Origin of the sequence: Streptomyces brevispora, assembly GCF_007829885.1 — a bacterium.
Classification (GTDB): Bacteria; Actinomycetota; Actinomycetes; order Streptomycetales; family Streptomycetaceae; genus Streptomyces; species Streptomyces brevispora.
The window spans coordinates 816859-830634 of the sequence record NZ_VIWW01000001.1 but is presented as its reverse complement, the minus strand read 5'-3'; the positions used below and the strand labels follow the sequence as shown (position 1 = coordinate 830634).

At 70.6% G+C, this 13776-nt stretch carries 13 protein-coding genes; 12 read left to right on the top strand and 1 reads right to left on the bottom strand.

The annotated features are described in order from the left end of the window. The first annotated feature begins 69 nt into the window (after window positions 1–69). From uvrC to FHX80_RS03860, 12 genes are all read left to right on the top strand, one after another. Window positions 70–2247 (top strand): excinuclease ABC subunit UvrC, encoded by a 2178-nt coding sequence (gene uvrC, locus FHX80_RS03915; RefSeq protein ID WP_145762833.1) that lies wholly within the window; start codon window positions 70–72, stop codon window positions 2245–2247. Further along, the gene (rapZ, locus tag FHX80_RS03910; RefSeq protein ID WP_145762832.1) at window positions 2244–3209 is read left to right on the top strand and encodes an RNase adapter RapZ; all 966 of its coding nucleotides are present in this window, start codon (window positions 2244–2246) and stop codon (window positions 3207–3209) included. Before uvrC ends, rapZ begins: the two co-directional genes overlap by 4 nt. Further along, window positions 3206–4240 (top strand): gluconeogenesis factor YvcK family protein, encoded by a 1035-nt coding sequence (locus FHX80_RS03905; RefSeq protein WP_145762831.1) that lies wholly within the window; start codon window positions 3206–3208, stop codon window positions 4238–4240. The genes rapZ and FHX80_RS03905 overlap by 4 nt, the downstream gene beginning before the upstream one ends. Beyond that, a complete protein-coding gene (gene whiA / locus FHX80_RS03900) occupies window positions 4231–5220 on the top strand; it encodes a DNA-binding protein WhiA (protein ID WP_145762830.1) in 990 nt (329 codons plus the stop codon). The genes FHX80_RS03905 and whiA overlap by 10 nt, the downstream gene beginning before the upstream one ends. 259 nt (window positions 5221–5479) lie before the next feature. After that, window positions 5480–6487 (top strand): type I glyceraldehyde-3-phosphate dehydrogenase, encoded by a 1008-nt coding sequence (gene gap / locus FHX80_RS03895; protein ID WP_145762829.1) that lies wholly within the window; start codon window positions 5480–5482, stop codon window positions 6485–6487. 108 nt (window positions 6488–6595) lie between these two features. After that, window positions 6596–7807, top strand: a complete 1212-nt coding sequence (locus tag FHX80_RS03890; protein WP_145762828.1) for a phosphoglycerate kinase — start codon at window positions 6596–6598, stop codon at window positions 7805–7807. A 6-nt stretch (window positions 7808–7813) separates the two neighbouring features. After that, window positions 7814–8590 carry a triose-phosphate isomerase gene (tpiA, locus tag FHX80_RS03885; protein ID WP_145762827.1) on the top strand — a complete coding sequence of 259 codons (777 nt, stop codon included), beginning with the start codon at window positions 7814–7816 and terminating at the stop codon, window positions 8588–8590. A 114-nt stretch (window positions 8591–8704) separates the two neighbouring features. Beyond that, window positions 8705–8941, top strand: coding sequence for a preprotein translocase subunit SecG (gene secG / locus FHX80_RS03880; RefSeq protein ID WP_093539669.1), 237 nt, complete (start codon window positions 8705–8707; stop codon window positions 8939–8941). Window positions 8942–9049: 108 nt separating this feature from the next. Beyond that, window positions 9050–9385: an RNA polymerase-binding protein RbpA gene (locus tag FHX80_RS03875; protein WP_078617917.1), complete on the top strand. Its 336-nt coding sequence runs from the start codon at window positions 9050–9052 to the stop codon at window positions 9383–9385. Between the two features lie 188 nt (window positions 9386–9573). Next, a complete protein-coding gene (pgi, locus tag FHX80_RS03870) occupies window positions 9574–11235 on the top strand; it encodes a glucose-6-phosphate isomerase (RefSeq protein WP_145767056.1) in 1662 nt (553 codons plus the stop codon). Window positions 11236–11239: 4 nt separating this feature from the next. Then, window positions 11240–11743, top strand: coding sequence for a PH domain-containing protein (locus FHX80_RS03865; protein ID WP_145762826.1), 504 nt, complete (start codon window positions 11240–11242; stop codon window positions 11741–11743). Next, complete coding sequence (locus FHX80_RS03860; protein WP_145762825.1) at window positions 11740–13359, top strand: PH domain-containing protein; 1620 nt, start codon at window positions 11740–11742, stop codon at window positions 13357–13359. The genes FHX80_RS03865 and FHX80_RS03860 overlap by 4 nt, the downstream gene beginning before the upstream one ends. 6 nt (window positions 13360–13365) lie before the next feature. Here FHX80_RS03860 and FHX80_RS03855 read toward each other — a convergent pair whose 3' ends face one another. After that, window positions 13366–13722: a VOC family protein gene (locus tag FHX80_RS03855; RefSeq protein ID WP_145762824.1), complete on the bottom strand. Its 357-nt coding sequence runs from the start codon at window positions 13720–13722 to the stop codon at window positions 13366–13368. Window positions 13723–13776: the final 54 nt, after the last annotated feature.

Sequence of the window (13776 nt, the reverse complement as noted above, 5' to 3'; positions counted from 1 at the left end):
CGCGTTCCGGAGCACGGCACCGCCCACGGGCACGCCACGCTGTCACTGCCCGCAAGTAGGGTGGGAGGCATGGCAGACCCCTCCAGCTACCGCCCCAAGCCGGGACAGATCCCCGACTCACCGGGGGTCTACAAGTTCCGCGACGAGCACCGCCGGGTGATCTACGTCGGGAAGGCGAAGAACCTGCGCCAGCGCCTGGCCAACTACTTCCAGGACCTGGCGGGTCTTCACCCGCGTACGCGCACGATGGTGACCACCGCCGCCTCCGTGGAGTGGACCGTCGTCTCCACGGAGGTCGAGGCGCTCCAGCTGGAGTACTCCTGGATCAAGGAGTACGACCCCCGGTTCAACGTCAAGTACCGCGACGACAAGAGCTATCCGTACCTCGCGGTCACGCTCAACGAGGAGTTCCCGCGCGTCCAGGTCATGCGCGGCGCCAAGAAGAAGGGCGTGCGCTACTTCGGTCCGTACGGCCACGCCTGGGCGATCCGCGAGACGGTCGACCTGATGCTGCGGGTCTTCCCCGTCCGTACGTGCTCCACCGGTGTCTTCAAGAACGCAGCCAGGACCGGCCGCCCCTGCCTCCTCGGCTACATCGGCAAGTGCTCGGCCCCCTGCGTCGGCCGGGTGACTCCCGAGGAGCACCGCGAACTCGCCGACGACTTCTGCGACTTCATGGCCGGCCGCACGGGCACGTACATCCGCCGTCTGGAGAAGGACATGACGGCGGCGGCCGAGGAGATGGAGTACGAGCGGGCGGCCCGGCTCCGCGACGACGTCGAGGCGCTCAGGCGCGCGATGGAGAAGAGCGCCGTCGTGCTCGCCGACGCCACCGACGCCGACCTCATCGCGGTCGCCGAGGACGAGCTGGAGGCCGCGGTCCAGATCTTCCACGTCCGGGGCGGCCGGGTGCGCGGCCAGCGCGGCTGGGTCACCGACAAGGTGGAGAACGTCGACACCTCCGGACTGGTCGAGCACGCGCTCCAGCAGCTGTACGGCGAGGAGGCCGGGGACTCCGTCCCCAAGGAGGTCCTCGTCCCGGCCCTCCCCGAGCACTCCGACGCGGTCTCCCAGTGGCTCGCCGACCGCCGGGGCTCCCAGGTCAGCCTGCGCATCCCGCAGCGCGGCGACAAGAAGGACCTGATGGTCACGGTCCAGCGCAACGCCCAGCAGGCCCTGGGGCTGCACAAGACCAAGCGCGCGTCCGACCTGACCACCCGCTCCCGGGCCCTGGAGGAGATCGCCGAGGCACTCGGCCTGGACACGGCTCCGCTGCGCATCGAGTGCTTCGACATCTCCCACCTCCAGGGCGACGACGTGGTGGCGTCGATGGTGGTCTTCGAGGACGGTCTGGCCCGCAAGGGGGAGTACCGGCGCTTCCAGATCAAGAGCTTCGAGGGACAGGACGACGTCCGCTCGATGCACGAGGTGATCGGCCGGCGCTTCCGGCGCTACCTCCACGAGAAGGAGCGCACGGGGGAGTGGGAGGAGACCCCCGCGACCCCCGACCCATCCCCGGCCCCGGACCTCTCCGCGGCCCCGGACCCCTCCGCGGCCCCGGACCCCTCCGCGGCCCCGAACCCCTCCGCGGCCCCGGACCTCTCCCCGACCCCCGACCCATCGCCGACCCTCGACCCCTCCGCGACCGCAAACCCCGCCGCGGTCTCCGCGCCCACGGGCCCCGTCCCGGATTCCGCCGCCGAGCCCCGTGAGGACGACGGCCGGCCCAAGCGGTTCGCCTACCCGCCGCAGCTCCTCGTGGTCGACGGCGGGCAGCCCCAGGTCGCCGCGGCCAAGCGGGCGCTGGACGAGCTGGGGATCGACGACATCGCCATCTGCGGCCTCGCCAAGCGCCTCGAAGAGGTCTGGCTGCCCGATGACGACGACCCGGTGGTCCTGCCCCGCTCCAGCGAGGGCCTCTACCTCCTGCAGCGCATCCGCGACGAGGCGCACCGTTTCGCCATCACCTACCAGCGCGCCAAACGGGCCAAGCGCATCCGCTCCAGCCCCCTGGACGCCGTGTCCGGTCTCGGTGAGACCCGGAAGCAGGCCCTGATCAAGCATTTCGGCTCCGTGAAGAAGCTGAGGCAGGCGACAATCGACGAGATCTGCGAGGTTCCGGGGATAGGCCGCAGGACGGCGGAATCAGTGGCCGTCGCGCTCGCCTCGACCACCCCGGCCATGCCCGCCGTGAACACGGCCACAGGAGAGATCATTGAAGAGGACGACGGGGGCAGTAAGACATGACTGAGCGCGAACATGAACAAGGGCGCGACCGCGCAGACCGAGCAGACGGAGCAGGACACGTGAGTACGGGCACCCCGATCGAGACGGGCGACAGCGCGGTGGCCATCCCCGAGCTGGTGATCATCTCCGGTATGTCGGGCGCCGGGCGCAGCACCGCGGCCAAGTGTCTGGAGGACCTCGGCTGGTTCGTCGTGGACAACCTGCCACCCGCGCTGATCCCCACCATGGTGGAGCTCGGCGCCAGGTCGCAGGGCAATGTGGCCCGGATCGCCGTCGTCGTCGACGTACGGGGCCGCCGCTTCTTCGACAACCTCCGGGAGTCCCTCGCGGACCTGGAGGTCAAGGGCGTCACCAGGCGGATCGTTTTCCTGGAGTCCTCCGACGACGCGCTGGTCCGCCGCTTCGAGTCGGTCCGGCGCCCGCACCCCCTCCAGGGCGACGGCCGCATCGTCGACGGCATCGCCGCCGAGCGCGATCTGCTGCGCGAACTGCGCGGCGACGCCGACCTGGTGATCGACACCTCCAGCCTCAACGTGCACGAACTGCGTGCCAAGATGGACGCCCAGTTCGCGGGCGACGAGGAGCCGGAGCTCCGCGCCACGGTGATGTCCTTCGGCTTCAAGTACGGACTGCCGGTCGACGCCGACCTGGTGGTGGACTGCCGGTTCCTGCCCAACCCGCACTGGGTCCCCGAACTGCGCCCCTTCACCGGGCTCAACGAGGAGGTCTCCGCGTACGTCTTCGACCAGCCGGGCGCCAAGGAGTTCCTCAACCAGTACACGGAGCTGCTCCAGCTCATCGCCGCGGGATACCGCCGCGAGGGCAAGCGCTACGTGACCATCGCGGTGGGCTGCACGGGCGGCAAGCACCGCTCCGTCGCCATGTCCGAGAAGCTGGCGGCCCGGCTCGCCACCGAAGGGATCGAGACCGTGCTCGTACACCGGGACATGGGGCGCGAGTGACCGGTCCCAACCTCCGCCTGCGCCGGCTGCGCAGAGCGACCTCAGCGCTGTCCGGCCGCAAACGTGGCGCACAGCCCAAGGTCGTCGCGCTCGGCGGCGGCATGGGCCTGTCCGCCTCGCTGGCCGCGCTGCGGCGGATCACCGGTGATCTGACCGCCGTGGTCACCGTCGCCGACGACGGCGGCTCCAGCGGCCGGCTCCGTGAGGAGCTGGGCGTACTGCCGCCCGGTGATCTGCGCAAGGCGCTGGCCGCCCTGTGCGGCGACGACGACTGGGGCCAGACCTGGGCCCAGGTCATCCAGCACCGCTTCCAGTCCAAGGGCGATCTGCACGAGCACGCCGTCGGCAATCTGCTGATCGTCGCCCTGTGGGAGCAGCTCGGAGACCATGTCCAGGCCCTGGACCTGGTCGGCAAGCTCCTCGGGGCGCACGGCCGGGTGCTCCCCATGTCCGCCGTGCCCCTGGAGCTCCAGGCACTCGTACGGGGACACGACCCGGAGCGCCCGGACGACGTGGACACGGTGCGCGGCCAGGCCACCGTGGCGCTCACCCCGGGCGAGGTCCAGTCCGTGCACGTCGTCCCGCGCGACCCGCCGGCCGTCCCGGAAGCGGTCGCCGCGGTACTGGACGCGGACTGGGTGGTGCTCGGTCCGGGGTCCTGGTTCTCCTCGGTCATTCCGCATCTGCTCGTCCCCGATCTGCTGGACGCGCTGATCGAAACGAAGGCCCGCAAGGTCCTCTCGCTGAACCTCGCGCCGCAACCCGGTGAAACAGATGGCTTCTCTCCGCAGCGTCATTTGGAGGTTTTGGGACGACACGCCCCTAAACTCGCCTTGGACGTGGTGCTGGCCGACGAGGCCGCCGTGCCCGACCGCGAGTCCCTGGCCGATGCCGCAAAACGGCTCGGCGCCGCGGTCGAGCTGGCGCCCGTGGCCTCACCCGACGGCGTTCCGATTCATGATCCGGAGCTGTTGGCCGCCGCGTACGACCGTATTTTTCGGATGCATGGAAGGATCGGCCCATGGCGATGACGCCAGCGGTGAAGGACGAAATCTCTCGGCTTCCCGTGACCCGGACCTGCTGCCGGAAGGCAGAGGTTTCGGCGATTCTTCGGTTCGCGGGTGGGCTGCACCTGGTGAGCGGCCGGATTGTGATCGAGGCGGAACTGGACACCGCGATGGCGGCGCGCCGGCTGAAGCGGGACATCCTGGAGATCTTCGGGCACAGCTCGGAGCTGATCGTGATGGCCCCCGGCGGGCTGCGGCGCGGCTCCCGCTTCGTCGTACGGGTGGTGGCGGGCGGCGACCAGCTGGCGCGCCAGACCGGTCTGGTGGACGGCCGCGGCCGCCCCATCCGCGGACTCCCCCCGCAGGTGGTCTCGGGGGCCACCTGCGATGCCGAGGCGGCGTGGCGCGGGGCCTTCCTGGCCCACGGCTCGCTCACCGAGCCCGGCCGCTCCTCCTCCCTCGAGGTGACCTGCCCGGGCCCGGAGGCGGCGCTCGCCCTGGTCGGCGCCGCCCGCCGGCTCTCCATCGCGGCGAAGGCCCGCGAGGTGCGCGGCGTGGACCGCGTCGTCGTGCGGGACGGGGACGCGATCGGCGCCCTGCTCACCCGGCTGGGCGCCCATGACTCGGTGCTGGCCTGGGAGGAGCGGCGGATGCGCCGCGAGGTCCGCGCCACCGCCAACCGGCTCGCCAACTTCGACGACGCGAACCTCCGCCGCTCAGCCCGGGCCGCGGTGGCCGCCGGAGCGCGGGTGGGGCGCGCGCTGGAGATCCTCGGCGAGGAGGTGCCCGAGCACCTCGCGGCGGCCGGCCGGCTGCGCATGGAGCACAAGCAGGCCTCCCTTGAGGAGCTGGGCGCCCTCGCCGACCCGCCGCTGACCAAGGACGCCGTCGCGGGCCGTATCCGCCGGCTGCTGGCGATGGCCGACAAGCGGGCCCAGGACCTGGGCATCCCGAGCACGGAGTCCACCCTCAGCGAAGAGCTGGCCGACGGCCTGGTCGGCTGATTCGCACTCCGGGCCGGCGCACCGGAGCGGGAACGCGCCGCGTTCCCGGGGGCGTTGACACTGCGTAACCGTCGCAGCGGGCGGAACCGGACAACCGGAGGCCCGTGCTCCTACCGGGGAGTACGGGCCTCCGGCGTTCTTCCGGCCCCGCTCGATGTCACTCCGAGGGCCTCGGAGGGGTAGTGTCGTAGGCGGTCGGGGACATCCCATACAACTCGCCGGCGTCGAAAACCGGCGTACCTAACGAGGAGATCGGTTCGTGACGATCCGCGTAGGCATCAACGGCTTTGGCCGCATCGGTCGTAACTACTTCCGCGCGCTGCTGGAGCAGGGTGCGGACATCGAGATCGTGGCTGTCAACGACCTGGGTGACACTGCGACCACGGCTCACCTGCTGAAGTACGACACCATTCTGGGTCGTCTCAAGGCCGAGGTCAGCCACACCGCCGACAGCATCACCGTTGACGGTCACACCATCAAGGTGCTCTCCGAGCGCAACCCGGCGGACATTCCGTGGGGCGAGCTGGGCGTCGACATCGTGATCGAGTCGACCGGCATCTTCACCAAGAAGGCCGACGCGGCCAAGCACATCGCGGGTGGCGCCAAGAAGGTCCTCATCTCGGCTCCGGCCAAGGACGAGGACATCACGATCGTGATGGGCGTCAACGAGGAGAAGTACGACGCGGCCAACCACCACGTCATCTCCAACGCCTCCTGCACCACCAACTGTGTCGCGCCGATGGCCAAGGTTCTCGACGAGAACTTCGGCATCGTCAAGGGCCTCATGACGACGGTCCACGCGTACACGAACGACCAGCGCATCCTGGACTTCCCGCACTCCGACCTGCGTCGCGCCCGCGCCGCCGCGGAGAACATCATCCCGACCACGACGGGTGCCGCCAAGGCGACCGCCCTGGTCCTGCCGCAGCTCAAGGGCAAGCTCGACGGCATCGCGATGCGCGTCCCGGTCCCGACCGGCTCGGTCACCGACCTGGTCATCACGCTGGAGCGCGAGGTCACCCGCGACGAGGTCAACGCCGCCTTCCAGAAGGCTGCCGAAGAGGGCCCCCTCAAGGGCCGCCTCGTCTACACCCAGGACCCGATCGTGTCCTCGGACATCGTCTCGGACCCGGCGTCCTGCACCTTCGACTCGCTGCTCACCATGGCAGAGGGCACGCAGGTCAAGGTCATCGGCTGGTACGACAACGAGTGGGGCTACTCCAACCGCCTCGTCGACCTCACCGTCTTCGTCGGCAGCCAGCTCTGACCTTCGAATCGGCAGGCACCTCGATGTGAGCACGGGGCTCGGACAGCGCAACGAAGCGCCGTTCGAGCCCCGTTGCATGCTCTCTCGTCCTTCCAAGGAGTCCAGAAGATGAAGACCATCGACGAACTTCTCGCCGAAGGGGTCACCGGCAAGCGCGTATTCGTCCGCGCCGACCTCAACGTGCCGCTCAGTGGCACCACCATCACCGACGACGGCCGCATCCGCGCCGTCCAGCCGACCGTGGAGAAGCTGGCCGCGGCCGGTGCCCGGGTCGTCGTCGCCTCGCACCTGGGCCGCCCCAAGGGCGCCCCGGACCCGGCGTTCTCGCTGGCCCCCGCGGCCACCCGGCTCGGTGAACTGCTCGGCACCGATGTGGCCTTCGCGACCGACACGGTCGGCGAGTCCGCCCGCGCCACGGTCGCCGCCCTCACCGACGGCAAGGTCGCCGTCATCGAGAACCTCCGCTTCAACGCCGGCGAGACGTCGAAGGACGACGCCGAGCGCGGCGCGTTCGCCGACCAACTGGCCGAACTCGCCGATGTGTACGTGGGCGACGGCTTCGGCGCCGTGCACCGCAAGCACGCCTCGGTCTTCGACCTCCCGGCCCGGCTGCCGCACGCCGCGGGCGACCTGATCGCCACCGAGGTCGGTGTCCTGAAGAAGCTCACCGACGACGTGCGGCGGCCCTACGCGGTCGTGCTCGGCGGCGCCAAGGTCTCCGACAAGCTCGGCGTCATCGACCACCTCCTGGAGCGGGCCGACCGCATCCTCATCGGCGGCGGCATGGCGTACACCTTCCTCAAGGCGCAGGGCCACGAGGTCGGCAGCTCGCTGCTTCAGGAGGACCAGATCCCGGTGGTGCTGGAGTACCTCAAGCGCGCCGAGGAGAAGGGCGTGGAGTTCGTGCTCCCCGTCGACGTCGTGGTCGCCCCGGCGTTCCCCGACCTCAAGACCAAGGCTCCGGCCCACCCCGCCACCGTCGCCGCCGACGCCATGCCGGCCGGTCAGATGGGGCTGGACAACGGTCCGGAGACCAACAAGCTCTACGCATCGAAGCTCGCCGACGCGGCCACCGTCTTCTGGAACGGTCCCATGGGCGTCTTCGAGCACCCCGATTTCGCCGAGGGCACCAGGGCGGTCGCCCAGGCCCTCGTCGACTCCTCGGGCTTCAGCGTGGTCGGCGGTGGCGACTCCGCCGCTGCCGTCCGCATCCTGGGCTTCGACGAGAACGCGTTCGGACACATCTCGACCGGTGGCGGCGCCAGCCTCGAATACCTCGAGGGCAAGACGCTTCCCGGCCTCGCCGCACTGGAGGACTGACCTTTCATGACCACCCGCACCCCGCTGATGGCGGGCAACTGGAAGATGAACCTCAACCACCTCGAGGCCATCGCACACGTCCAGAAGCTCTCCTTCGCCCTGGCCGACAAGGACTACGACGCCGTCGAGGTCGCCGTCCTGCCGCCCTTCACCGACCTGCGCTCCGTGCAGACGCTCGTCGACGGCGACAAGCTGAAGATCAAGTACGGCGCCCAGGACATCTCGGCGCACGACTCCGGCGCGTACACCGGTGAGATCTCCGGCCCCATGCTCGCCAAGCTGAAGTGCACCTATGTCGCCGTCGGACACAGCGAGCGCCGCCAGTACCACGCCGAGACCGACGAGGTCTGCAACGCCAAGGTGAAGGCCGCGTACAAGCACGGCCTGACCCCGATCCTCTGCGTCGGCGAGGGCCTGGACATCCGCAAGGCCGGTGAGCAGGTCTCCTACACGCTCGCCCAGCTGGACGGCGCGCTGAAGGACGTCCCGGCCGAGCAGGCCGAGTCCATCGTGATCGCCTACGAGCCGGTCTGGGCCATCGGTACCGGCGAGGTCGCCACCCCCGACGACGCGCAGGAGGTCTGCGGTGCGATCCGCGGCCGCCTCGCCGAGCTGTACTCGCAGGAGCTGGCCGACGCGGTCCGTATCCAGTACGGCGGCTCGGTCAAGTCCGGCAACGTCGCCGCGATCATGGCGCAGCCCGATGTGGACGGCGCGCTGATCGGTGGCGCCGCGCTGGACACCGACGAGTTCGTCAAGATCGTCCGCTTCCGCGACCAGTGAGTATGCGGTAGCGCGGATCCGTCGTACCCTTGCGGGGGCCGGGGAGGGCACAGCCTCCCGGCCCCCGTTGTTCGCATACCGCAGTCCAGGAATTCCGGAAAGTAGGGACCAGCCGTGATTTTGGCGTTCGAGATCGCCCTGATCGTCTTCAGCCTGCTGCTGATGCTGCTGGTGCTGATGCACAAGGGAAAGGGCGGCGGTCTCTCCGACATGTTCGGTGGCGGCATGCAGTCGTCCGTCGGTGGCTCCTCGGTCGCCGAGCGCAACCTGGACCGCATCACCGTCGTGGTCGGTCTGGCCTGGTTCGCATGCATTGTGGTGCTTGGTCTGCTCATCAAGCTGGACAACTGACCCGTCGTACGCGATTCCTGTGAGGGTGTAACTCCAATCACTGGACGCGCGTTGGGCCTTACGTAGACTGGGGCATCTTCGAGCACCATCACGCAGGGAGTTACGACCGTGGCAAGTGGCAACGCGATCCGGGGAAGCCGGGTCGGAGCGGGGCCGATGGGGGAGGCCGAGCGCGGCGAGTCCGCGCCACGCGCCCGCATCTCCTTCTGGTGCTCGAACGGGCACGAGACGCAGCCGAGCTTCGCCCATGACGCGCAGGTACCGGAGACCTGGGACTGCCCGCGCTGCGGTTTCCCGGCCGGTCAGGACCGTGACAGCCCGCCGGACCCGCCGCGCACCGAGCCGTACAAGACGCATCTCGCGTATGTGCGCGAGCGGCGCAGCGACGAGGACGGCGAGGCGATCCTCGCCGAGGCCCTCGCGAAACTCCGCGGCGAGATCTAGTGCCCCTCCCGGCGAACACCGCCGGTCGCGGCGCACGTTGTTCACCGGCCGGACACCCCCAGGGTGCCCGGCCGGAGTGCTTCCGTCGTGCCGCGGCCCGCCGTCGGCCCGTCCCGTCCCTCTGATCCTTTAGGTTGGAGGGGCAGCGGGGAACTGCGGTTACGAGAAGAAGTGGGCTGATGTCCGGGATGAACGCACAAAGTCGAACCAGGCTCAACCAGACGCCGGAATGGACCGCGCTGGGAAAGCACCGTGAGAAGCTCGGGACGACCCGTCTGCGAGAGTTGTTCGCGGCCGATCCGGAGCGCGGCACCGGATACACCCTGCGGATCGGCGACCTGTACGTCGACTACTCCAAGCACGTGGTCACCGACGAGACGCTCCAGCTGCTCCGCGAGCTCGCCGGAGCGACCGGGGTCGCCGGGCTGCGGGACGCGATGTTCCGCGGCGACAAGATCAACACCACCGAGGACCGCGCCGTCCTCCACACCGCGCTGCGCGCCCCGCGCGACGCCGTGATCGAGGTCGACGGCGAGAACGTGGTGCCCGCGGTGCACGCGGTGCTCGACAAGATGTCGGCCTTCGCCGAGCGCGTCAGGTCGGGCGAGTGGACCGGTCACACCGGCAAGCCGATCAAGAACATCGTCAACATCGGCATCGGCGGCTCCGACCTCGGCCCCGCGATGGCGTACGAGGCGCTGCGCTCCTTCACGGACCGCTCGCTCACCGTCCGCTTCGTCTCCAACGTCGACGGCGCCGACCTGCACGAGGCCGTGCACGGTCTCGACCCCGCCGAGACGCTCTTCGTCATCGCGTCGAAGACCTTCACCACGATCGAGACGATCACCAACGCCACCTCCGCCCGCGACTGGCTGCTGACCGGACTGAGGGCCGGTCAGGACGCGGTGGCCAAGCACTTCGTGGCGCTGTCGACGAACAGCGAGAAGGTCGCGGACTTCGGTATCGACACCGCGAACATGTTCGAGTTCTGGGACTGGGTCGGCGGCCGCTACTCGTACGACTCCGCCATCGGCCTCTCGCTGATGATCGCCATCGGCCCGGACCGGTTCCGCGAGATGCTCGACGGCTTCCACCTCGTCGACGAGCACTTCCGCACCGCTCCGGCCGAGGAGAACGCCCCGCTGCTGCTGGGCCTGCTCGGTGTCTGGTACGGCGCGTTCTTCGACGCCCAGTCGCACGCCGTGCTGCCCTACAGCCACTACCTGTCCAAGTTCACCGCGTACCTCCAGCAGTTGGACATGGAGTCCAACGGCAAGTCGGTGGACCGTGACGGCAACCCGGTGGACTGGCAGACCGGACCGGTCGTCTGGGGCACCCCCGGAACCAACGGGCAGCACGCGTACTACCAGCTGATCCACCAGGGCACGAAGGTCATCCCGGCCGACTTCATCGGCTTCGCCGAGCCGGTCGACGGTCTGCTGCCCGGCCTGGTCGCCCAGCACGATCTGCTGATGGCCAACTTCTTCGCCCAGACCCAGGCGCTGGCCTTCGGCAAGACACCGGACGAGGTGCGCGCCGAGGGCGTCCCCGAGGAACTGGTCCCCCACAAGACCTTCCGCGGCAACCACCCGACGACGACGATCCTCGCCGACCGGCTGACGCCCTCGGTGCTCGGCCAGCTGATCGCGCTGTACGAGCACAAGGTCTTCGTCCAGGGCGCGATCTGGAACATCGACTCCTTCGACCAGTGGGGTGTCGAACTCGGCAAGGTCCTCGCCAAGAAGATCGAGCCGGTGCTGACGCAGGACAAGGAGGCCGGGGGCGCCGGGCACCTGGACAGCTCGACCGCCGCGCTCGTCGCCGCGTACCGCGAGCGCAGGGGGCGCTGAACCCATGCCCGTGGGGGAGGGGACGGTGCGGCTGCGGCCGCCGGTCAACACGCTGGACCCGCGGGTCGTCGGCTGGTGGCGGACCCGGTGGCTGCTGCTGACGGCCGGTCCGGTGGCGGTCCTGGCCGTGCTGGGCGCGTTCCTGGAGTCCGCCCGGTTCTGGCTGCTGCTCTGCGCTGCGGTCCTGGCGGTCGTCGGCGCCGGCTGCGCCGGTCTGCTCCCCCTCTGGTGGTTCCGCACCCATCGCTGGGAGGTCACCGACGAGGCGGTGTACGTCCGCACGGGGGCGCTGCGCCAGGAGTGGCGGATCGCGCCGATGTCCCGGATCCAGACCGTGGACACCGTGCGCGGCCCCCTCGAACAGCTCTGCCGGCTCGCCACGGTCACCGTCACCACCGCCTCCTCCAAGGGCGCGGTCCGGATCGAGGGCCTCGACCACGAACTCGCGGCCGAGCTCGCCGAGCGGCTGACCCGGATCACCCAGGACACCCCCGGGGACGCCACATGAGCACGGCGGACACCGCCCCGGGCGACGCCTCCACGGAGCAGGAGGCCACCGGCGGCGGGCCCGCCGCTCCCGCCGACTGGCGGCGGCTCGACCGGCGTACGGTCCTGCTCGCCGCTCTCGTCACCGGGGGCGTGGCCGCCGGTGCCGCCGTGCCGACCACGCTCGGGCTCTCCGGCCGCCTCGGGTTCGGCCCCGCCGTCGCCTGGGTGCTGACGGGCGCCGCCCTCCTGATCGCCTTCGGCGCGGGCGCCGACTACGTACGGTGGCGCCGCACCCGCTACCGCGTCGGCGCCGACCGCGTCGAACTCCACACCGGCCTGCTGCTGGTCAAGAAGCGCTCCCTGGCCCGCGAACGCATCCGGAGCGTCGACCTCACCGCCCATCTGCTCCAGCGCGTGCTCGGGCTCGTCACCGTCCGGATCGGCACCGGTGAGCACACCGGCGGCGAATCCACCCTGGAGCTCGACCCGGTCCTGCGGGCCGAGGGCGAACGACTGCGCCGCGCACTCCTGGAGCGCGGCCACACAGCCACCTCGGGCAGCCACCGCGAGGGCGAGCTGGTCGCGCTCGACCCGCGCTGGATCCGCTACGCACCGCTCTCGTTCGTCGCACCCGCGCTCGGCGGCGCGGCGGCCGGGGCGGTGCTCCAGGTCAGCGACTGGTTCGGGGCCCAGGGCCAGGTGATCGACTGGGTCGGCGACCGCTACCGGGACACCTCGCTGCTCTCGGTGCTCGTGCTCCTCGCCGTCGCCGTCGTGCTCGCCGGGGTCGTCGGCGCACTGGGCCTCTGGGTCGAGATGTGGTGGAACTACCGCCTCGAACGCGAACCCGGCGGCACCCTGCGCATCCGGCGCGGACTGCTCACCTCCCGGTCCGTCTCCATCGAGGAGCGCCGACTGCGCGGCGTCGACCTCGTCGAACCGCTCGGCATCCGGCTGCTGGGCGCCGCCCGGATCGACGCCATCACCACCGGACTGGCCAAGGACGACGAGGAGCAGCACGGCGATCACAACACCCTGCTGCCCGCCGCGCCCCGGCTCGTCGCCGACACCCTCGCCGCCGCCGTGCTCCGCGAGACCACGTCCCCGACCGGCGCCCTGCTGACCGCGCACCCCACCGCCGCCCGCGGCCGGCGGCTGCGCCGGGCACTCTGGGCGGTCCTCGTCCTGGTGCTCGTCCTCGCGCTGCTCGGCGTGCTGCTGACGCCCGTCCTGCTCTGGGTCGCGCTCGGCTGCGCGGCCGTGGGACCGCCCGCCGGGGTGCTGCTGGCCAGGGACGCCTACCGCGGTCTCGGACACGCACTCAGCGGCGAGTACCTGGTGACCCGCTCGGGCGCGCTGCGCCGCTCCACCGCGGCGCTGGAACGGGCCGGGGTGATCGGCTGGACGGTGCGCCAGTCGTACTTCCAGCGGCGGGCCGGGCTGCTGGACATCACCGCCACGACGGCCGCCGGAGCGGGCGCCTACACGGTGTACGACGTGGACGCGGCCGAGGGACTGGACTTCGCCTCCGAGGCCGTCCAGGGCCTGCTGGAGCCCTTTCTGGAGCGGGTTGCGACGAGCGGGCGGGGCCCGGCGGGGGAGCGGGTCCCGGCGGAGGAGCCGGCGGGGGAGTGACCCCGGTCAGCCGTGCGCCGTGTCGATCACGCAGAAGCGGTTGCCCTCGGTGTCCGCGAGCACCACGAAGTCGGGGTCGTCCGGGTACAGCTCCCAGCCGGCCCGTGCCGCGCCCAGCGTGAGCAGCCGCGCCACCTCGGCGTCCTGCTCCTCGGTGTACAGGTCGAGATGGACCCGGGGTACCTCCTGCACCGGCGACTCGCTCCGGCCCAGCGCTAGCCCCACGCCGGGCCCCTCGGCGGGGACCAGCACCACCCAGTCGTCCGTCAGCGGCTCGCGCTCCACATAGCCGAGCGCCGCCTTCCAGAAGGCCGCCGCGCGCGGTACGTCCGACGCGCCCATCACCACGGTTCCGATGTGCATGGGGTGAGCCTTTCACGCCGCGGGCCCGGTTCGCTCAGTGGAGCGGACCGGGCC